Here is a 21242-nt window from a genome sequence, read left to right on the forward strand (position 1 = left end):
GACATGCCGAGGGAGTCGCTGGAGCCCATCGAGCGGCGGATCGCCCGCGCACGCGCCGAACTGGAGGCCGTACAGGCGGCGGTGGCGCGGGCGGAGAGCGAACTGCGTTCCGCGTCGGTGACCACGCGGTCGCGGGACCGCGCGGTGGAGGCGACGGTCGGACCGCAGGGTCAGCTCACGCATCTGCGGTTCCTGGACAACAAGTACCGGAACATGACGGCCACCCAGTTGGCGTCCTCGGTGCTGGAGGCGGCCGAGGAGGGCCGTTCCGCGATGGCGCACCGGGTCGTGGAGACGTTCGAGCCGCTCACCCGGCCGAGCGGTGACACCCCGGAGTTCGGGGGCATCGACATCGACTGGGAGCGCCTCTTCGGGGACGCCCTGGACGCGGGCGGGGACGGACGCGGCCGGCGTTCGCGCGACCGGCTGCGGGACGAGATCCAGGAGGACGACGCGGACTACTCGCCCGGCGGGCGGCCGAGGGGGGCGAGCCGGACATGAGCGGGACGTACGAGGCGGACACGGCGGGGCTGCGGCGCAGCATCGAGAACATGAAGCGGCTCCCGGAGATGGCGAAGAAGCTCGGCGCCGACTTCCGGCGCCACGAGAACGACTACACCGAATGGCCCGGCTGGACGGACGACTTCGCCCTGGAGGTCCGGCCCCGCTACGACGACAACAACCGCTTCAGCACCGGCTTCGCCGCGGCCCTGTACAACGCGCTGGACGGCCTGGTCGGAGCGACGCTGGCCAACCTGGAGAACATCGAGGGGACGCGCGCCGACGGCACCGACATGATCCGGGAGCACGCGCACAAGACCGACGAGATCCTGGGCGGCTCCGGCGGGAGCGGCAGGCACTGAGTGCAGGAGATCAATTTCCCCCCCGAGGTCGCCACGATGCTCTTCGTGCTGCTCGGCTCCAAGCCGCTGCAGGCGCGCGAGAACCTGGCGTACGACAGCCGGGAGCTGTACCTCGACCACGGCCGGGGCCTGCGCGACCTGCGGGAGGCCGTACGGCAGTCGGTCTCGGAGGCCGGCACCAACCTCCCGCCCGAGGTGGCCAAGCGGTACGTCGCCGGTCTCTCGATGCTCACCGACGACGGCGGGGTCGACCACATCCAGCGGATGATCGACCAGCTCGACGACCTGGCGATGGGGCAGGTCGACCACTCGATGAAGATCCAGGCGTCGAAGTGGGAGATCATCGCCGAGATCGTGATGCTCCTCATCGAGCTGGCCTTCATGGCCGCGCTCGCCGCCTTCACCGGCGGTACGTCGCTCTCGCAGATGGCGCTCGCCCGGGCCCGCAGCCGGCTCGCGGTCCTGATGATCATCGACCGGCTGGTGCGGCTCTCCAAGTTCGCCCCCACCCTCGGCGGCGCGCTGGAGGAGGCGGTCCAGGCGCTCGCGGTACGGCTGGCGCAGATGGCCATCAACCCTCCGGGGCGCAGGCCGGACGGGATCGACTGGAGCGACATCGGGAAGGCGGCCGCCTTCGGCGCGGTGGCCGGGGCCTTCGAGTCCCTCCTGGAGGGCGCCGGGAACTACTTCAAGAAATACTTCAAGAACACGTTCGACGACGTGGACACCTACTTCAAGAACAATCCGTTCGTCGGCGGCGTGGTCAACCACGGCGCGGAGATCCCCGAGGTGTTCATCGTCTCCGGCCTCAGCGAGGGCGCGGCCGAGACGCTGGTCAACTGGGCGTTCGAGGGCAAGCTGGAGTGGAACTGGGACACCTTCCTCGGCGCGGGTTCGGCGGGGGTGGCGACCGTGGCCGCGATGTCCCTCGCGGCGGGCGGCGGGCTGTGGCTGCACAACACCTTCGGCCCCGACGGCCTCAACACCTCGTCGCCTCCGTTCACGGCCGGCGGCTCCTCCCCCGGGTCGGGGCACGGTACGTCGAAGGGGCCCGGCGCGGCCGCCCGGACACCGTCCGCGACGACGAACGTGCCGGGCCCGGCCACCCCGCACCCGTCGGCGGCCGGCGCCTTCACCCCGACGCCGGGCGGGCCGGGCTCCGTCCTGCCGTTCACCCCCGCACCGGCACCGACGCCGACACCGGCCACGGTCGGCGGGACCGGCCGCGGCACCGGCGGCGCCTCCGCCGACACGTCGTCCAAGGGGACTCCCCCGACCGGCCGGTCCGGCGACGGGACCACTTCCTCGACCGGCCTCCCTGCCGGCACGCCCCGTTCCGCCACCGGCCTCCCCGCGGACGTCACCGCGCCGGCCGGCCGGGCCGGGACCGGAGGCCCGGCCCCGGCCGCCCGCCCGACGACGGTCGCGGGGCCGGAGACCGGGGAAACCGCCTTCGACGGGGCGGGTTCCGGAAGGGACGAGCCCGGTGCCCCGCACATGGACGGGGCTGCCGGTGGTACGCCGTCGGGGGGCGCTGCCCCGGCTTCCCGGACGAGCACCGCACCGGGCGGCGCCACGGGCGCTCCCGGCTCGGTCGACTCCCAGGGCTCCACGGGCAGGCGCCCGGAACCGGCGACCGCCGCGGGATCGGAACCGGGCGACATCGACGGCGAGGAGAGCGGCACGCCGGGGGCCGTGGACGCGGGGAGCTCCGTCGGCGGCGTGCGGAACGGCAACGTCGCGGTGGGCACGGGCGCGACGGGCACGGGCGCTGTGGGCACGGACACGACGAACACGCACACGACGGGCACGGACACGACGGGTACGGACGCGACGGGTACGGACGCGACGGGTACGGACGCGACGGGTACGGACGCGACGGGTACGGACACCGTCACGCACGACATGGGCACGGGTGCTGCGGGATCGGTCCCGACCGGTGCCCCGGGATCAGGCACACCTGTCACGGGAACGGGCACGCCGGGAACGGGAACCCGCGCCGCGGGCACGGGTGCCGGCGGCACGAACATCGCGGACCCGGCGACGGGCAGCCGGCCGCAGTCCGCCGGGTCCTCGCAGCCCCGCCCGGCGCCGGCCTCCGGCGCTTCCCCCCGCAGCGAGGCGTCCACGGGCGCCGACCGGTCCCCCGCCCACGCAGCCCTGTCCGGCAGAGAGACGGAGACCGACACGGGCACCGGCACCCGCACCGACCTGGGCGATGCCGCCGACGCTCCGGCGCCGGCCGTCGGCGGGCACCCGTTCGGGCAGGGGCCGGCCTGGGAGACGGCGCGCGCGGCGGCCCCGCCGGTCACCCGTGCGCACACCTGGGTGGACCCGGTCGCCTCGCCGCCCGACCCGGCCCGTCCGGGAGAGACCACGCAGTACACCGTGCGTTCCAAGTTCGACGCGCGCCGCTTCGCCCACGACGGGGAATGGGTCACCGATCTCACCGTCCAGATCGGTCTGCGCGGACCGGGCGGGATGCCGCAGGACGTCATGGACAAGGTCCGGGCCGGCGTCGAGGAACTGCTCAACTCCCCCGCCCACAAGCTGCCCAACGGTGACCGGCTGCACGTGACCATCGAGCAGGTCGCACACGATCCGCATCCGCACGGCCTCAACATCGCGTTCGTCGGGCCCGACCAACAGATGACCCGGACCCACTGGTGGGCCGACGCCGAGGCGGTCGACTACGTCCACGAGATCACGCACCAGTTGGGGCTGCGGGACGAGTCGGGCCACGCCCACGCCCCCGGCCGGGCCGACGTCGCGGGAAGTCTGCTCGGCGACTACACCCGTCCGGCGCCCGCCGGACTCCTCCAGAGCGGGTTGCGCGGACGGCATCTGCAGTTGCTGGGCGCGGTCGTCGGGGACCTCACGCAGCGTACCGGGGGCGACGGCCGTCCTCCGGACGACGAGATGCCGACCGCTCCCCGGCCCGTCACCACGACCGGCGGTTACCTGCCCGGCGCGGAACCGTACGCCCCGAAGAAGCCGGCGGCCCCCGCGCCGCCCGCTCCCCCGACCCTGTCATCCACCTCTGCCGCGCTCTCCTCCGCGCCACCGCCGCTCCCGTCCACACAACCGACACGGAGCACGGGGACGACGCAGGTCCCGGGCGGTTCCACGACGGTCACCGACGCCGTCGTGAAGGACACCGTCACCGTCGCGACCGACCCGCCGCCTCCCCCGCCCGCGCCGAAACCCGATGCCGGGACTCCGGCTCCGGAGAAGGCTCCGACCCCGGCTCCGGAGAAGACCCCGGCTCCGAAGAAGGCCCCCGCCAAGAGCTGGATCACCGCGACGCTCGACCGCGAGCGGCCCGCCGCCCTCGATCCCGACGCGAAGCCGCCCGCCCCGGGGGCCGTCTCCCCCGCGTTCAAGAACGGCAGCCGCGTCCCGGCGTACATCGACGATCTCCGGTCCCTGCTCGACGAGGTGCCCGCCGGGGTGGCCGCCGAGGCGCTGATCAGCTTCGGCAACGCCGAGGTCACTCTGCGCGGCCGGGACCTGGCGGTCGCGGAGATCACCCGGCTGCTGCGCGATAACCCCTCGCTCGCGCCCGCGGTCGACGGGGCGACGGGGCCGGACGGTATCGGTCCGGGCTCCGCCGCCGCCCGCGCGCTGACCCGTATGTACCGGGCGATGCGGGGCGCCCGTCCTCCGCGGCCGGACACCGTCGGCTCGTCCGAACTGATCGCCGAGATCACGCACGCCCTGGCCCACGAGCCGCGGAGTCTCACCGGCGAGGGGCGCGGTTTCGCGTACACCGACGGCGCGGGACGCGTACGCGTGCTCCATCTGGCGGTCAGTCACCACCGGGACAGCTGGGAACAGTTCGCGGACGGCTACGGCGCTCCGACCAAGGTGGACGGTATGCAGCGGTCGGTGGTGAGCGCGGGGCAGAGCAAGAGCGTGCAGTCGTCCACGCCGCTCGCCCTCGGCGTCCCGATCGGGCCCCTCAGCACCCTCGCCACCGGGGGGTTCGGCCGGATCGGGCTGCGCGGCGGGTTCACCCGCAAGGCGGGATACGGGCAGGGCGACCAGGGGACCAGCCAGACCGAGACGCGTACGCTCGACGGCTCCCACGTGCACCTGGCCCGGACCTGGTACCGGATCACGGTGACCGACGCCGACGGCCGCCCCGTCGACCTGCCGGCCACGTCCACCGGGACCGACGGGAAGGGCAAGGGTCCCGCGCCCCTCACGTCCCCGGCGCCCGCCGGGGACGGTCGTACGGAGTCCGGGACGGCCGGCGCGACCAGGTCCGCCGTCTTCGGGTTCGGGATGCGCGACGGGCTGTCGGTGCGCCTCCCGGACAGCGCGACGGCCGACCCCTCGGTGAAGGCGGCACGGATCCCCCGGTCCATGGTGCTGAGCGGGGACTCGACGTACCGGCTGGTGCGGCCGGAGGACTTCGGGCCGGTCGGCCACATCCTGGCCTGGGCGGTCGCGGAGACGGGCGTGGCGCCGGGGAGCGACGCCCACCGCGAACTCAGTTCCTTCTTCTCCTCCGAGAGCTTCCACCGGCACGCCCGGACGCTCGCCAACGGCCGCGTCATCAGTCCGCCGCTCTTCTCCGACGACGGGCGGGCGTCGCTGGGCGCGTTCGTCGTGGACGTGGTGCCGGTCCGGGCCGTCCGGCTGTCCCGGACGGCGGACGCCGAGATGCGCGACATCAGTCTCTCCACCGTCCGCAACGAGCGGTCCATGGCGCGCACCACCGTGGTCGGGCTGGAGCTCGCCGCCGGTCCCGCCTTCAACTTCCTGGGGCTCGGCGACGGTTTCAACCTGCGCTTCCAGGCGGGCGCGGTCGGCCGGTACCTCTTCTCCTGGACGCGGTCGCGCGGCATGGGCGGGGCGGGATCGACGAAGACGGCCGGGCAGGTGAAGGGGGACGACTCGGCTCTCTACCTGGTCCGCAAGGACGTCTTCGTCGCGCGCACCGGCACCGGCGCGGCACGGCGGTTCCAGACGTGGAGCCTGGACCGGATGACGTACACGGAGGCGCGCCGGCTGGCGGGGTGGGACGACGGCACGAGGCTCGCCCTGGACAACGGTGCTCCGGCGCCGTTCGCACCGGCGCAGCTCACCGTGGACCGGCCCCGCACCCTGGGCATGCACCGGGTCGAGGAACTCACCTACGCGGACGGGCGGTCGAGGCACGGTGGGGTGCCGGGCACGAGCGCGGGCACCACCTTCCTGGACGCGTTCACGGACCGGGTGGTCGCGGCCGCCGCGCAGGCGTACCCGCGGCTGGTCGCCCCGCTGTCGGCACTGGCCCCGCCGCCCGGCACCCGGGCGCGGCTGCGGGCGAAGCTGGGCGGCGCCCCGCTGCCGCCGGCCGCTCCGGGGCAGCCGCAGTGGCGGAACCGGGCGGAGTACGAGGCGGCGGTCGCCAACACGCGGCAACTCGTCGCGATGCTCTCGGACGCCTCGCTGCGGGCCAACCTGGAGGCTCTGACGACGACCGGTCTGCTCGTCCCGCTGTACGAGACGGGTGTGTTCGGACAGGCGCACCGCTACGTGCGGGTGCGGGGCGAGCTGACCCGGCGGCGCTACGAGGGCGCGCAGCCCGACTTCCGGCACCGGTTCAGCTCGGTGGGCGCGGAACGGCTGGACGGGAGTGCGGGAGCGAAGCGGACCGGCGAACTGGGCCTGGAGGGCGCGCTCTCCTTCCGGGACCCGGCGTCCGACGACATCCGGGCTCCGCAGAACGCCGGCACGATCTCCGCCGGGGTGCGCGAGGGGTGGCAGTCGGAGGACGAACTCGGGTTCGGCTCCACCGCCACCAACGAGCCGATGACCGTGAGCACCGGATCGGCCCACCTGTACGCCTACGACCTCACGCTCTCCGCCACCCACGGCGGCTACTGGCGGGTGCGCGGGATACTGCGGGGCACCGCGACCCTCGGGCTGCTGTCGACCCAGCCGTTCGTGTTCAGCCGTGCGGAGGACCTGCTCCTCGGCACGGCGACGACCGGTGCCAGGACCGGGCCGGTGGGGGGCGGTCCGTCGAGGGGGCGGGTGCTGATCAGCGTCCCGGCCATGCACGCCCCGGCGTCCGATCCGCACGCCGACGGCGCGCTCAATCCGTACGGTCCGAACGCGGCCCCCGTGACGACGGTGGCGATGCGGCGCGAGCGCGCCGTGGTGCTGGCGACCGGCCGCACGGTCGGCACAAGCCCTCTGGTGGGGCCGTCCGACCTGGTGGGCGCTCCGGCACCGGTGCGCCCGGACGGCGACGGCGGGACCGCGCTCACGGCGGACCCGGGCCGGCTGTTCCGGGCGCTGCGGGCCCACCCGTTCGTGACGGTGAGCGTGACGGCGGCACCCGAACTGACGGTGAGCCTGGACCGTGTCGTCCGTGACGCCTCGGGCTCCACCTGGCAGCTCACCGAGGAGGGGGCGCCCACCCGTTCGTCGATCCTGCGGGTCCTCCAGCCGCAGTTGCTGACCTCCAACTTCGACCAGACGACCGGTCCGCTCGGCTGGAGCGCGGCCGGGCTGATGGGCAAGGGCCCGTACGGCTCGCTGTGGGCGACGTTCCGCCAGTTCACCACGGTGACGGAGATCCGGGCGCTCACCGGGTCCGTCCCGATGGACAGCGAGATGATCGTCGGCTCGACCAGCCAGTCGGCGGGGAAGACGAGCACCTCCCGCACCGTCTTCACCGGCGGGCAGCTCACCTACGCCAAGGCGCACGCGGCGGGTTCCGGGCTGCTGGGCACCTACGGGCTGGTGGCGAGCCCGTACTCCGCGTCGGCGTCAGAGAGCTTCGGGGTGGTGCGGATCGCGGTCTCGGACATGAACCGCAAGGGCTTCGGCCATCAGGTGCTGGTGGCGGGCACCGCCGAGCACTGGTTCGCGCTCGCGTCGAGCTGGGTCGGCGCCTCCGCCGTCGGCATGTCGTTCGTGCCGAAGTCGCTGGCGGGCGCGGCGGGTTCGCGTACGACGGTGCCGGGCGGCTGGCAGGCGCACGTTCCCGAGAAGAGCGCCTACGAGGTCGGGCTGATCGAGGACGGGCTCGGTGACGTGCCCCGCTACACGCAGCGGTCCTGGTCGCCGCAGCCCTGGCTGAACGGGCACGGGTTCGGGACCTACCCGGTCGACTCGCTGGACGCGTCGGCGGCGCTCGCCGCGTTCGACCAGGAGGTGGCGAAGCTCGGCCTCGGCGACGACGACCGGGAGCGGGTCCGCGCGCTGGTGTCCTCCCGGGTGGCACGGTCGCTGGGCAAGGAGATGACCGGCTCCGGCTCCTCCGTTCCGGTGCGGACGGGTGGCTGGGGCTGGTCCGGTGGGCGGATCGGCGGGCGGAACGCCCGGGTGCGGGTCCGGCTGGTCCCCGGCCGCGCCCGGCTCCACATGCTCGACCACGGGGTGGAGATGGAGGAGAACCGGCGTTCGCTGGAGACCCTGACCCGGGGCAAGGACCGCTCCTCGGGAGCGGACCTCGGCCATCTGGTCAGCGAGGCCGTGCACACCGGGATGCCCGGCGACAAGGGGCCGATGGCGGCGGGCCCTTCGCTGACGGAGACCGCAGGCGAGCGGTCGGCGTTCGGGGCGGGCCGTTCCACGTCGGTGCTCACGGTGTACCGGGTGGCGACCACCGAACCGCACGCCGTGACGGACACCCCGTACGACATCCAGATCACCCTGGAGCTGGAGAACACACCGTCGGAGACCCCGTCGGCGTCGTCCCGTGCGCAGGACGCCGGGCCGCTCGACCGGTTCACCGGCAACGCCACCGTCAGCGTCCGCCGCCCGGCCGGGACCCTGCGCGAGAACGTGCCGCTCAGCCTGATGGCCCCCGACCCGGCGACGGACGGGGACGGTGAGGATCACGGTGGGGATGATCCGCTCCGCCCGCCGGACCTGGCGGCGCTGCCCGCTCCCCGGCAGATCACCACCCCGGCGCAGGTGCCGGCGATCCGGCGGGCGGACGGCACGACGGGCCCGTTCGTCTATCCCGAGCATGGCTTCGACGTGCGGCGGATCGTCGGCCGGGGCGGTGTCCGGGCGGCCAACAACTACGCCGTGGCGCTCTCCTACGACGCGGGCTTCTCCCTGGACCGGCCCGACGCGGCCCGCCGGGCCGGGAACACCGGGCTGACCCGCGCCGGGACCGGCGCCGCCCAGACGATGGAGGACGGGACCAGCCACACGATGCTCACCGCGTGGTTCCACCGCGCGGTCACGGACGGCGGTTACCAGCTCACCGACCTGACGGAGAAGAACCTCATCGGCACCGAGTCCGCCACCGTGCACCTGCACGCCATGCCGGACTTCGGGGGCGCGGTGCTGCTGACCGTCGCGGACGGCGAGAAGATGGAGGTGCTGCGCCGGGCCGGCGAGGGCATCAGCACCTCGCAGTCGCACGACACCGTCCACGAGGTGACCCCCGGCGCGGCGCTGGTGGTCTCCTCGCCGCAGACGGGCCTCAACCAGTACGGCGTGTCCGTCCCCGGTCCGTACGACGCGACGGGCTCCGCGACCCCCGCCCAGGACGACCACCTCACCTCGATCAACGTGAAGCCGAAGACCGGCCGGATGTTCGTCTTCGCCGTCCCGACCGCCTGGGTGAGCCGGGCGGACGTGCGGCGGGGCGTGCGCGACACCCGGCTGCTGAGCAAGGTGGGCGGCACCTTCGGGCACGTCAGGCCGGGCCCCAAAGCGGTGCGCTCGGACACCCACGTCATCGTCCGGGTCCGGGACGACATCGCCAGGGAACTGGGGCTGATCGACGACGCCAACTTCCCGCCGCGGGTGGCGAAGGCGTGGGACGCGGTCGGCGCGGCGAGCAAGAGCTGGACCGCCGCCGACACCGCGTACTGGAAGAAGCGCCGGCCGGGCGCCGGCCTGTACACGGCGCTCGGGGCCGCGCGCACCGCCCTCGACGGCGCGCGGGCCGCGGCCGTCGCGCCGCTGCGCGCCCACGAGGAGGCGCGGGCGGCGGCCGGACGGGCGGACACCGCCCTGCGGGACGCCGAGGCGGCGGAGCGGACGGACCGGGACTCCGCGCGGGAGGCGGTGGACCTGGCGCACGGCCGGCTGGAGGAGGTCACGGAGGCGTGGCAGAAGCTCCCCGACGGCGAGCGGTTCGGCAAGAAGGCGTCGGCCGTCGTCTCGGACGCCGAGAGGGACGCGCGGACCGCGCAGGAGGCGGCTGACGACCTGGTCGCCGCGGCGGTCGGGCGGACCCGGTCGGCCCGCGAGGCCGCGGAGGCGGCGCTGGCCCGGCTCACCGGCCCCCGCGCGGCGGCGAAGGCCGCCGAGGAGCGGGTCGCCGCCGCGGAGGAGCGCCACACGGCGGCGCACACGGCCTGGGACACGCTGCGGACCCAGCTGGGCGTGGCGCGGGCCAGGGCGGAGGCGGCCGCCGTGGAGTACCACCGGGTACGGGCGGCGACCGACCGGCTGACCCGTTGGCACCGGCTCGCCGCCACCGCCGACGGCCGGCGGCGGCTCGAAGCGGCCGGCGTCGGGGAACCTCCGGAGGTCGTCCACGTCGCGCCGGCGGGGCCGCCCGCCGCGCCGAAGCCGCCGGCCCCGCCGGTGTACACCCGGACCACCGCGGAGGACGGGACGGACCTGCTGGTGTCGCCCGGCCCCGATCCGGCGACGTACCGGCTGCGGGACGTGCCGCGGGACGGCGACGCGTTCCTGCGGTCCCTGGTGCAGGGGATCGGCCGGGTCGCCCCCGGCGTCCTCACGGACGCCGGTCTGGACCTGAGCGACCCGGCGGCCACCTTCGCCCGTCTGCGCCGCCTGCTGGCCGACCAGCTCACCGATCCGGGCGATCCGGACCTGCTCGATCTGGTGGCCCCGGACAGCACGGACACCTTCACCCTGGAGGAGGTCACGGACGCCGGGCTGGCCGGCACCCCGACCGGCGCGCTGGCGGTGGGCACCCCGCACCGGCGGGAGTTCGACGCGCTCGCCGGGCGGATCCCGCCGGGCGCCCCGCTGAACCGGCGGGCGCGGGCCGCGCTCGCCGCCGCGCAGATCCTGCGGCCCGGCCACTACGACACGGCGAGCACCTGGGACCACGCGGCCGCCGACCTGCTGCCGCTGCTCGCCGCCCGCCGCTTCGGCATCGTCGTGACGGTCGTGGACGGCGACGGCAGGGTCCAGGAGTTCACCCCCGGCGACCGGCCCGGCTCCGGCCTGCTGCACGGCCACGGCCTCACCGACACGGCCGCCGCCCCGCCGCCACGGGTGGTACTGAGCCTGGACGACGGTCACTACCGGCCCGCCGTCCCGGCCGGCCCGGCGACGGACCACGTGCCCGCGCTCCCCACCGCCGGGGACCCGGCGGACACCGACGGCACCGAGGGGCCGGAGGTCAAGGAACCCGGCGACAACCCCGGCGACCACTCGGGCGACAACGGCGGGGGCGGGAGCGCGCCCGCGGCGAAGAAGCGGGTCGTCGCGCCACCGGTCCCCGCCAGGGGCACGCCGCTGCGCGTCCCCGCGACGGGCGAGTGCCTGCTGTACTCCTTCATGGCCGGCTCCCCCGCCACCGTGCGCCGGGCCCTGCCGGAACTGGCCCGCACCGCCCCGGAGGCGTACGCCTGGCTGGACGACCAGGAGGCGGTGCGCGACCAACTCGACTTCCAGGCGGCCCTGTTGTCCACCTGGACGCTTCCCCCGGCCGGGGAGTCGGTGACCGTGGCGGCGGCCATGCGCGCGCACGTGGCGCGGTACGTCCGCGCGAGCGGCGGCCGGCTGGACCCGCAGGTCCTCGGGCAGCTCCGGCTCACCGCGACGGACGGGAGCTTCGCGGCCCGTCTCGCCGCGATGGACCGCCGGGCGCTGGACGCCCTGCTCGCCCACCACGGAACGGACCCGGCGTCGACGCGCGCACTCGACGACGCCGCGGTGCGCGAGGAACTGACGGCGCTCCACCCCACCAGCGTGGCCCCGCTGGACGACGCCGAACTCCGCTCCCTGCTGCACACGGTGGAGAACTGGTCGAGCCACTGGATGACGTCGGTCGGGGAGGCGCTGCTGCCGCTGCTCGCCCATGCCTTCTCCACCCGGGTGGAGGTGGCCCGGAGCGGCCGGTACAACTCCGAGGCGGGCCCGTCCCACGCCCCGGTGGCCCTGGAGGTGCACTACGTCGGGCGCAACCACTACGAGGGTTCGACGGCGGACGCCTGGGACCCGGCGACGGCCCGCTTCGGCGACGCGGTCCCGCCCAAGCGCGTCAAGAAGGAGGAGAAGGACGCCGAGGGGGACGTACGCGTCAACCCGCTGTGGACGCCGCTCGACGAGATCGACCCGGACCTGATGATCAGCGGCAACAGGGACGCGGTCTGGATCTACACCGTCACCTCCGACCTGCGCGTTCTCGTCGGGAGCGAGAAGCCGAGCGACCTCGTCACCCCCGAACAGTTCGACGCGCTGCTCGCCGGGATGCGCGCCAAGGACCCGGACCTGACCCGGGAGAAGCTGCTGGCGCACCTGGACGGCCTCGGCCACACGGGGATCGGCGCGGACTTCACCGGCACCGGCCGCACGGTGCCGGGCGACAGCCGGGTGTCGGGCGAGTTCCGCTGGAACCCGACGCTGCAGCGCTGGACCGTGAACGACAAGTCCGGCCGCTACATGAGCGATTCGGTGCGGCCGGGGCTCGACCCGGCGGAGGCGGCCGTCTGGCTGGAGCACGTCGCCGCGCTCTTCGCGGACCGGCTCGGCGCGGTGGTGGTGCCGGACCAGGTCAAGACGGCGGCGGTCCCCGCGCCGCCCGCACCTCCGCCACCGGCACCCCGCGCACCCACCGTCCCCACGGGCGCGCCCACGATCGCTCCGGAGCCCGCACCGCCGGCTCCGGAGCCCCCCGTGCCCCCGCCGCCGCCCGCCCCCACGGGCCCCGGAACCGGAACCGAGGCGCACGGGTCCGGTGCCGGAGGCGGACCGCTGTCGGCGCTGGCCGCCCTGACGGCCGACCGCACGGTACTGCACGGGGGCAGCGTCACCCTCGCCGAACTGGACGCACTAAGAGTCGAGCTGACGAGTGGTCAGCGCACCCAGGCGGTGCTGCTCGGGGATGAACTCGGCGTGTCGGAGGTGGATCTCACCCCGCTGCTGCGGCTCCGCCTGCTGATCCTGCGGTCCGGTGGCACCCTCGACGCCCCTTCGGACCGCCCGGCCGCCGTCCGCACCGTCGCGGAGGCGCTCGGCATCCGGATCGCGCTCGAAGGACCGGACGGCGCGGTGGGCACTTTCGGCCCCGGGACGGAACCGGAACTGCGTCTGCGCATCGACGGCGACGGGTTCGCCCACATCTGACGGCCCGCCTGTTCACCTGCCATTCACGCGACAACGGCCGCCATTTCCCTGGCGGTTGCGACCGGACGGGTTCTGTACTCGCATACGTGTTCCCGCCGGGGACCGCCGACGAACTCCGAGGTGAATCCGGGTGCGTCCACCCCGCCGAGCGGCGTCCGCGCGCCCCGGAGCGCGTACGCGGACGGACCGCACCGTGCGCCGGGCGGAGCGCGCCCGATGAGCCGCTGGCTTCCCGCCCGCGGGCGCGCGTCCGGCCGCCCGGACCGCCCGCGGGCCGCGGCCCTCCGGGACGTGCTGGCGGTGGAGGAGTACGGCGGCGTCCGTCTGCTGAGGACCGCGGCGGACGAGACCCCGGGCCGCGCGGAGATCGACGACCTGGTGCGGGCCCTCGGTGCGGCCGACGCGGGGACGGTGACCGTGGTCACCGGGCCCCCCGCCTCCTCGGCGGACGCCCTGTGGGCCCGGCTGGGCGGCCTCCTCGACGACCTGCGGGAGGACGAGATCACCACCGTGCGACTCGCCATGTCCGGTGCGGGCCACGACCGTCCGGGGCGCCCGGCGGTCGCCCGCCGGATCGCGGACGCCTGGGGTCTCGACGTGATCGCCCCGGACGGCGGTGTCGTCATGGTGCCGGGCGGCGGCCTGTTCGCCGCGCCGCGCGCGGACGGGGGCGCACCGCCCGCCGCCGGATCCCGTGGACCGGGCTGGCTCCGCTTCGGACCCGGCACGGAGCCGGTCGCCCTCGGACCGCGCCAGCCGGCGCCGGACTGGCAGACGACCCCCGGCACACGCACGGTCCGCACCACCGCAGGCGGCTGCCTGGTCGAAGACATCCCGGCGGGGCTGCTGGTGCGCCCACGCGACGCGCGGCCGCCGCGTCCGGGCGACCTCTGTTTCGCCGTCCCGGTCGACCCGCGCGGTCCGACGGTGGTGGTGGGGGTACCGGACGGCGAGGACGTGCTGGCGAGCGACGTCCAGGAAGCGGTCGCGTCCCTGCCCGCCCCCTCCCGCACCCGTCTGCGGGTGTCGCCCGGCGGACGCAGGGACGTCCTCGGCGTCGGCCAGGCGCTCGCCGACGCGCTCGGCTGCGACGTCGTCGTCCACACCGGGCTCCCGCTGCTCACCGAGGGCCCGGCCGGTGGGGCGACGGTGCGCGCGACCCTCGCCGACGAGGAGGGCCTGCCGCTCTGGCACCCGTACGTGGACTCCGTCGCCTGCGCGCCGCGCCCGGCGGCGGACGCCCCGGCCCCCGCCCCGCGCCTGCTGCGCTGGTCTCCCCCGCTGCCCGGACGTGCCCACCTGGCGTCGGGCGAGGTACGGCTCTCCGACCGGTGGCGGGTGACCGTCACCCGGTCCGGCCTGTGGATCAGCGGCCGGAGCGGTCCACCGCCGCCGGTCGCCGCGCGCCCGGTCTCCGCCCAGGGCCCCGCCGTCGAGGTCGGACGCCCCGGCGAGCCGCTGGACGCCACGCTCTGGCCCGAACTGGCCCGCCTCCTCGGCGCGTCGGGTCCCGACTGGTGTGCCAGGGCCCGGTTGCACGTCCAGGGCGTGTGCGTGGACGGCGGACGCGAACTGCGCCGTCTGGCCGGTCTGCACCAGGTGCGGAGCCTGCGCTTCGGCGCCCCCGTCGCGGCCACGGCACCGGCTCCGCCGGGCACCGGCCGGCCCGGCCCCACCGCATCCGCCGCCCCGGCCGCCCCGGCCACCGCTGGTTCCCCGCACCCGGCGGGGGCGGCGGTGCGGGCGGCGGGGACGACGGGGGCGGCGGTGCGGGCAGCGGCTCGGGCGGCTCCCGCGCGGGTGCCCCAACCGTCCGGGACGGGGCCCGGAGCCACGGCCCCTGCCACCCGGCCCGTCCTCGTCGGAGAGCGGGCGGAGAGTGCGGCCCGGCCCGCCGTGCGCACGGGACCGGCCGCGCCGGCCACCGGCACGGCCGCCGTCTCCACGCCCGCCCCGTCGCCGTCAGCAGCGGCCGCCGCCGGGAGCGCCGGGGGCGGCACACCGCCGCCCGGACCGGCATCCGTGCCGGAACGGCCGCAGGCACGACCCGAACCGCGCGCAGAGGCGCACGCCTCCTCCGGGCCCGAACACCGGCCGGACGCCCCGTCCGGTCCCACGGCCGGCGACCCGGCACCCGCCTCCCCACCCGTTCGGACCGCCGTCGGCGTCTCCCCCGGCACCGCTCCGCCCGCCCCCGCGGTTCCCGCCGTCCCGGAGGCGCCGGAGCCCGCCCCGCCCATCCGTCCCCGCCTGGTCGGGGCCACGCCCTCCTCGGGCGTACGGCCCCCGGAGGCCCCGGAAACGGCGCGGGAAGCCTCCGGCCCGCCCGGCGGCACCACAGTGGACGGCGTACCCGCCGCCGGCCCGCGCAGGGGCGCGTCCACCCGGTCCGATGCGGGGGCCGGAACGGACCCGGCCGCCAACCCGGACCCGGCCGCCGCACCGGACCCGGCGGCCACCGGGGCCGGCCGGGCCACGGGCAGCGCCCTCGTCGCCCCGCCGCCCGTCCGCCCGGAACCGCCCGTCCGGAGCGAAGCGCCGACCGGCGATTCCGGCCGGCGGCCGGTCGTTCCGACGGCCACGGCGGCAACGACGCCGTTCCTGCCCGGACACCACAGCACCGAGGCGGAACGCGCGGCGTTCCGGGTGCTGGCGGACGGCGTGTGGGAACGCCACGGCGCTTCGGTGAACCGGACCCTCTCGCGCATGCCCGCCCTGCGCGGCAGCGAGCAGGAGTCCGCACGCGCCGACCTGATCGCCCTGCAGCTCTATCTCCGCACGGACGAGGGCGGGCTGAGCCATGAGGCACTCGGGCGCGCCCTGCGCTCGGGCGACGGGACGCTCCTCCCGTATGCCGCGTGCGTCGCCTCGGGCCTGCGGCGGCTCCCCTCCTACCGGGGTGCGGTGGTACGGGAAGCGCCGCCCGGCGCGGCCTCCGCCGGCGTCGGGGACGTACTGCTCGCGCCGGAACCGGTGAGTGCGCTGCCGGTGGCCGGTGAGACGGCCCCTCACCCGCCGGGGGCCGCGTACGCCGTCTGGTCGGTGTCCGGGCGACGGGTGCGGCATCTGCTCGACGCGCCGGGGCAGGACGGCGCGGCGGGTGAGGTGGTGTTCCCACCCGGTTCGGCCTTCCGCGTCCTGGACGTCCGTGCTCCGCACGGCGACGGCACGGGTCCGCTGGTGCTGCTGGCCGAACTGCCGCCCCCGCGTCCCGGCGTCCCTCTTCTCCAGGGCCCTCTGGGCGCGGGCGACCTGGCGACGCTGGCACGCCTGGACGCGGCCCTGTCCGCACGGCCTCCGACGCGGCCCGACGGCCCGGCACACAGACCGTGGCCGCACCGCTGCTCCGGGCCCATCGGGTCCCCCACCCACTGAACCGAAGGGACATCCATGTCACCCCACCAGGGTTCCGCCCCGCCGCCGCGGGTGCGCCGGGCCACCGCTCTGCCGGAAGCCCCCGGCGAGGACCCGTCCGCGGCCGCGCTCGCCCCCGCCCGCCCGTCCGCACCCCCCGCACCGGAACGGGAAGCGGAGGTCGCCCGGTCAGGGTCGGACACTGCCGGGGACGCTGCCGGGCCGTCGGCCCCGCCGACGGTGCCGGTGGCTTCCACGCCACCCGACGAGTCGTCGGCGCCCTCCTGGGCAACACCGCGCACCGGCGGAACGGCGGCGAGAACGGTCGGTGGGGCGGCGTCAGGAACCGGAACCGCAGCGGCCGTGACAGGGGCCGGGGGCACCGGGTCGCGGGCGGAGCCCGGCGCGGAACCGGAGACGGAACCGGAAGCAGCCTCCGCCACCGCGGGCGCGGCGGCGGACACCGGTCCGGGACCGGCGGCGGCCGTCCCGCGCCGGTCCCGGTGGGAACGCCGGCAGGCCGCCGGCGGGACCGCCGGGGCGGACACCGCGACCGTCCCCGCCGCGGACCCGGGAGCGGGTGCGGGAGCTGGTACGGATACGGACACCGCGGCCGGGACCGGGGGTGAGGAGGGGCCGGGTTCGGGGCGTCCGAAGAAGCCCTTGCTCGCGGCGGCGGCGATCGCCGGCGCACTGCTGATCGCCGTGCCGTTCCTGATCGCGTCCGGTGACGACGAGGAGAAGACCCTCGCCACCGAACGGACCGGTTCCGGCACGGTGCTGGACGATCCCCTTCCGGCGGCCCCGGACGTCTACGCGCCCACGTCGGCCTCCCCGTCCCCGTCGCCCTCACCGTCGCCGTCGGCCAGTCCCGAGAAGTCGGAGAAGAGGGAGGCCGCCCATGCCCCCTCCGCCCCGCCGACGCCTCGTCAGCAAGCTGCGGCGGAGAAGAAGAAGGAGTCCGGGATCGTCACCCCACCGAAGAAGAGCGCGGCGACCACGGGCACCCGCAGGACGACCGCGCCGGCCGCCACCGTCGCGGGGCGGCCCCTGGTGAACGCGTCGGGCAAGTGCCTGAGCGCGGGCGCCGGTTCGGACGGCACCCAGCTCTTCCTGTGGACCTGCGACGGCTCCGCCAACCAGAAGTGGGACTTCCGCCCGGACGGCACCGTCCGGTCCGTGAACCTCTGCATGGACGTGGCCTGGGGCGCGAAGGAGAACAACACCGTCATCCAGGTCGCCCACTGCAGCGGGAACCCCGCCCAGCAGTTCTACCTCAACTCCACCGAGGACCTGGTCGCCAGGATCGCCACCAAGTGCGTCGACGCGCAGGCGGGCGGAACGGCGAACGGCACCCCCACGGTCCTCTTCGACTGCCACGGCGGCGTCAACCAGACCTGGCGCCTGGGCTGAGTTCCGGGGCACGGGCGGGGCCCCGGCACCGCCTCCGCCCGCGCACCACCGTCCCGTTGCCACGCCCGGCCCGACCGGGCACACGTCCCCGTCCACCCGTGTCTCCTTCGCACTCCCGTGGATACCCCCGCGCCTCCGGGGCACCTGCGGGAGCAGAAAGCAGTCGACGCGGGCGGGTCCCGCCGTGAGGGGAGTGAACGGGTTGGCAGGAACGGAGAAATGGCCGGCAGCCGTCCGATGGGCCGGGCGGGAGTGGTCGGCGGTCCGGCTGTCCGTCCACAACGCCTTCGAGCAGGCGGGGCCCGAGCGGGACACCCTCGTCCAGTCGCTCAAGGCCGCGGCCGCGGCCATCGCGGCGTGGGCGCTGACGGGCTGGTGGCTCCAGGCCCCGATGGCCCTGCTCGCGCCGTGGACCGCCATCGCCCTGGTCGGCAGCACGGTCTACCAGTCCCTGCGCACGGGCGCCCAGCAGTTCGCCGTCATCGCCCTCGGCACCGTGTGGGCCTCGGTGGCCATGGAGGCGACCCGCGACATGACGATGCCGGCCATGCTGCTCACCCTGCCGTTCATGCTGCTGCTCGGGAACTACCGCCGGTTCGGCAGTCAGGGCCTCTACGGCGCCACCACGGCGCTCTTCGTCATCACGGGCGGTTCGTCGACCGCCTCGACGGTCGGGCACCGGTTGCTGGAGACGCTGATCGGCGCCGGCGTCGGCATCGCGGTCAACGCGCTGGTGCTGCCGCCGGTCCATCTGCGGAGCGTCCGGGAGCGGCTGGTCCACATCGCGGAGGCGTCCGCCGAACTGCTGGACGGCATGGCGGCCGGGCTGCGCGAGGCCGACGGACTGGAGAAGACGGAGGGATGGCACTCCAGGGCGTCCCGGCTGACGCTGTCCCTCCAGGGCGTCAGCGACGCCCGGACCTGGGCCACCGAGGGCTCCCGCTGGAATCCGGGCGGCCGGCTGCGCCGTACCGGTCCGCCGCCGCCCCCGATCGCCGAGGACATGAGGTGGGGCCGGGTGGTGACCCGGGTACTCGCCGTCGCGCGCACCCTGAACGGCATGGGCGACGGAGAAGGGCTGCCGGAGCCCTCGCCGCGCTTCCTGCGCGCCCTGTCCGACGTACTGGAACAGGCGGCGCGGGTCTGCGCCGAGGAGATCCAACTGCTGACGCCCTCCCCCGCCGACGGTCCGGCACGCGAACGCCGGGAGGCCGCGTTCAAGCAGGCGTGGGCCGACCTGGACGCGCTCACCGACTCCTTCCGGCAGCAGGAGGGCACCGCGGCGGCCGTCGGCGGCGAGCTGCTGCTGGAGACCCGCCGGCTGCTCGGCGACCTGGCCCCGACGGCGTGAGGACACGGCAGGCAGAACACCGTCGGCGCGGCGGTCCGCTCCACATGCTCAATGGCCCTTGCGGCGCTCCCTGTCGAAGCGGTACAGCACCCGCACCAGCCGCCATGTACCGGCCGCCCCGCCGACCACGGCTCCACCGGTCAGCACCCTGGTGGACACCGGGCCGGAGAGGCCGAGGACGAGGGTGACGGCGAGCGGGACGGCGAAGACCGCGGCGGCCAGCACGCCGGCGGTCACCAGGGCGAAGACGATCTCGACCGTCATCGCGTCCTTCTCCCACCATGACTCGCGCCCCTCGTCCATGCGGGAAGTCTCGCAGCCGTGACAACCGCGCCGGGGCCGGGCCCCTGAAACGCGGTTCCCGGTTCCGCGCCGCGCCGCGGGGGTGGCGCGGGCGGCGCCCGGCCGATCGTAGGGTGACGGGCGTGATCGTTCATGAGGGCGCGACACGCCCGCGCGCGGGACGGCGGCCGGGGTACGTGGCGGCGGCCCTGGTCTTCGCCGTCGGTATGGCCGGGACCACCCTGCCCACCCCGCTGTACGGCCTCTACCAGGAGCAGATCGGGTTCTCCGAGCTGATGGTGACCGTCGTCTTCGCCGTGTACGCGGTGGCGGTCATCGCCGTTCTGCTGGTGGCGGGCAACCACTCCGACACGGTGGGCCGCAGGCCGGTGCTGATGGCGGCGATGCTGCTGTCCGCGGCCAGCGCCGGGTGCTTCCTGCTGGAGCGGGGGCTGCCGCTGCTGTTCGCGGGGCGGCTGCTGTCGGGGTGTGCGGCAGGGCTGCTGAGCGGCGCCGCCACCGCCGCCGTCATCGAGTTGGCCGGCCCCGGCCAGAAGGGCCGCGCCGGGTTCGCGGCCACCGCGGCGAACATGGGCGGCCTCGGTTGCGGGCCGCTGCTCTGCGGGCTCCTCGCGGAGTACACCCGGTGGCCGCTGACGCTGCCGTTCTGGATCCATCTCGTTCTGGTGGCCGGGGCGTTCGGCGTCCTGTGCTACGTGCCGGAGACGGTCTCCGACGCCCGGCCCCGGGCGCGGCTGAGGCCGCAGGGGCTCGCGGTGCCGACGGAGGTGAAGGGCGTCTTCGTCCCCGCCGCCCTGGCGGCCTTCGCGGGCTTCTCGCTCCTCGGGCTCTTCACCGCGGTGGCCCCGAGCTTCGTCGCCCGGACGCTGCACGTGGACAACCTCGCCGTCACCGGCGCGGTCGTGTTCTCGGTCTTCCTGGCCTCGACCGCCGGTCAGTCCCTGACACCCCGTGTCGGCGAACGCCGTGCGCTGCCGCTCGGCTGCGCCGTACTCGTCGTCGGCCTGCTCGCGGTCGCCGCGTCGCTGGTCACGGAGTCGCTGGCACTGCTGGTGCTCGGCGCGCTGTGCGGGGGGACCGGGCAAGGACTGGCGTTCCGCGCGGCGTTGACGCTGGTCGGCGGAGCGGCGCCGGAGCACCGCCGCGGCGGCACCATCTCGGCGTTCTTCGTCGTCGCGTACACCGGCATCTCGGTGCCGGTGGTGGGCGTGGGCGCGCTCGCCACCTGGCTGGGGCTGCGCGAGGCCGGCCTCGTCTTCACGGGCTGCGTCATGCTGCTGGCGGCAGCCGGCGGCCTCTACGCCGCACGCAGGCCACCCACGGAGAGCTGACCTGCGGCACGGGCGTGCGCGTCCGGAGGCAGCCGGGTCCATGGGCGGACGGGAGGCGGGGCGAACAGGAGGCGGGGCGGACGGCCGGGGAAGGCGAGCTCCTCCTCGATGCCGTCGTGGCGGGCCGGCGACTCCAGCAGGTCGTCGGGGAACCGCATGCCCATGGCCCACTGCGCCTGCTCGCACCGCCCGCGGATCGGCGGGCGGTGCGAGGAGGAGTGGGAGGCGTGGACGCGGAGCCGGCGGTCGATGCGCGTCCACGTGGAGCGCACCGGAGAGGGTGTCTGCGACACGGTCGCAGTCCGCCCGACGGCACTGACAGTCCGGATTCCG

General features: G+C 75.6%; 9 protein-coding genes. 7 read left to right on the forward strand and 2 right to left on the reverse strand.

Annotated features, from left to right (window positions below; all coding sequences use genetic code 11):
- The first annotated feature begins 3 nt into the window (after window positions 1-3).
- The 6 genes from Q0994_RS09810 to Q0994_RS09835 all read left to right on the forward strand — a co-directional run bounded on the left by Q0994_RS09810 (window position 4) and on the right by Q0994_RS09835 (window position 19275).
- Window positions 4-501: a YbaB/EbfC family nucleoid-associated protein gene (locus tag Q0994_RS09810; RefSeq protein WP_299531699.1), complete on the forward strand. Its 498-nt coding sequence runs from the start codon at window positions 4-6 to the stop codon at window positions 499-501.
- On the forward strand, window positions 498-863 hold the full coding sequence (locus tag Q0994_RS09815) for a hypothetical protein (protein ID WP_299531701.1): 366 nt from the start codon (window positions 498-500) through the stop codon (window positions 861-863). Before Q0994_RS09810 ends, Q0994_RS09815 begins: the two co-directional genes overlap by 4 nt.
- Window positions 864-13157: a hypothetical protein gene (locus Q0994_RS09820; RefSeq protein WP_299531703.1), complete on the forward strand. Its 12294-nt coding sequence runs from the start codon at window positions 864-866 to the stop codon at window positions 13155-13157.
- Window positions 13158-13373: 216 nt separating this feature from the next.
- Entirely contained in the window at window positions 13374-16532 is a 3159-nt protein-coding gene (locus Q0994_RS09825) for a hypothetical protein (protein ID WP_299531706.1), read from the forward strand.
- A gap of 342 nt (window positions 16533-16874) precedes the next feature.
- Window positions 16875-17924, forward strand: a complete 1050-nt coding sequence (locus Q0994_RS09830) for an RICIN domain-containing protein (RefSeq protein ID WP_299531708.1) — start codon at window positions 16875-16877, stop codon at window positions 17922-17924.
- Window positions 17925-18126: 202 nt separating this feature from the next.
- On the forward strand, window positions 18127-19275 hold the full coding sequence (locus Q0994_RS09835) for an aromatic acid exporter family protein (protein ID WP_299531710.1): 1149 nt from the start codon (window positions 18127-18129) through the stop codon (window positions 19273-19275).
- A 48-nt stretch (window positions 19276-19323) separates the two neighbouring features.
- On the opposite strand, the gene Q0994_RS09840 is transcribed toward Q0994_RS09835, so the two are convergent.
- Window positions 19324-19578, reverse strand: coding sequence for a DUF6332 family protein (locus tag Q0994_RS09840; protein WP_299531712.1), 255 nt, complete (start codon window positions 19576-19578; stop codon window positions 19324-19326).
- 125 nt (window positions 19579-19703) lie between these two features.
- Between Q0994_RS09840 and Q0994_RS09845 the strand changes: the two genes are divergently transcribed.
- Window positions 19704-20909, forward strand: a complete 1206-nt coding sequence (locus Q0994_RS09845; RefSeq protein ID WP_299532135.1) for an MFS transporter — start codon at window positions 19704-19706, stop codon at window positions 20907-20909.
- Here the strand turns inward: Q0994_RS09845 and Q0994_RS09850 are convergent.
- The gene (locus Q0994_RS09850) at window positions 20876-21202 is read right to left on the reverse strand and encodes a hypothetical protein (protein WP_299531714.1); all 327 of its coding nucleotides are present in this window, start codon (window positions 21200-21202) and stop codon (window positions 20876-20878) included. The two genes, Q0994_RS09845 and Q0994_RS09850, sit on opposite strands and share 34 nt — an antisense overlap.
- Window positions 21203-21242: the final 40 nt, after the last annotated feature.

The organism is uncultured Streptomyces sp. (assembly GCF_947488945.1).
Lineage (GTDB): Bacteria > Actinomycetota > Actinomycetes > Streptomycetales > Streptomycetaceae > Streptomyces.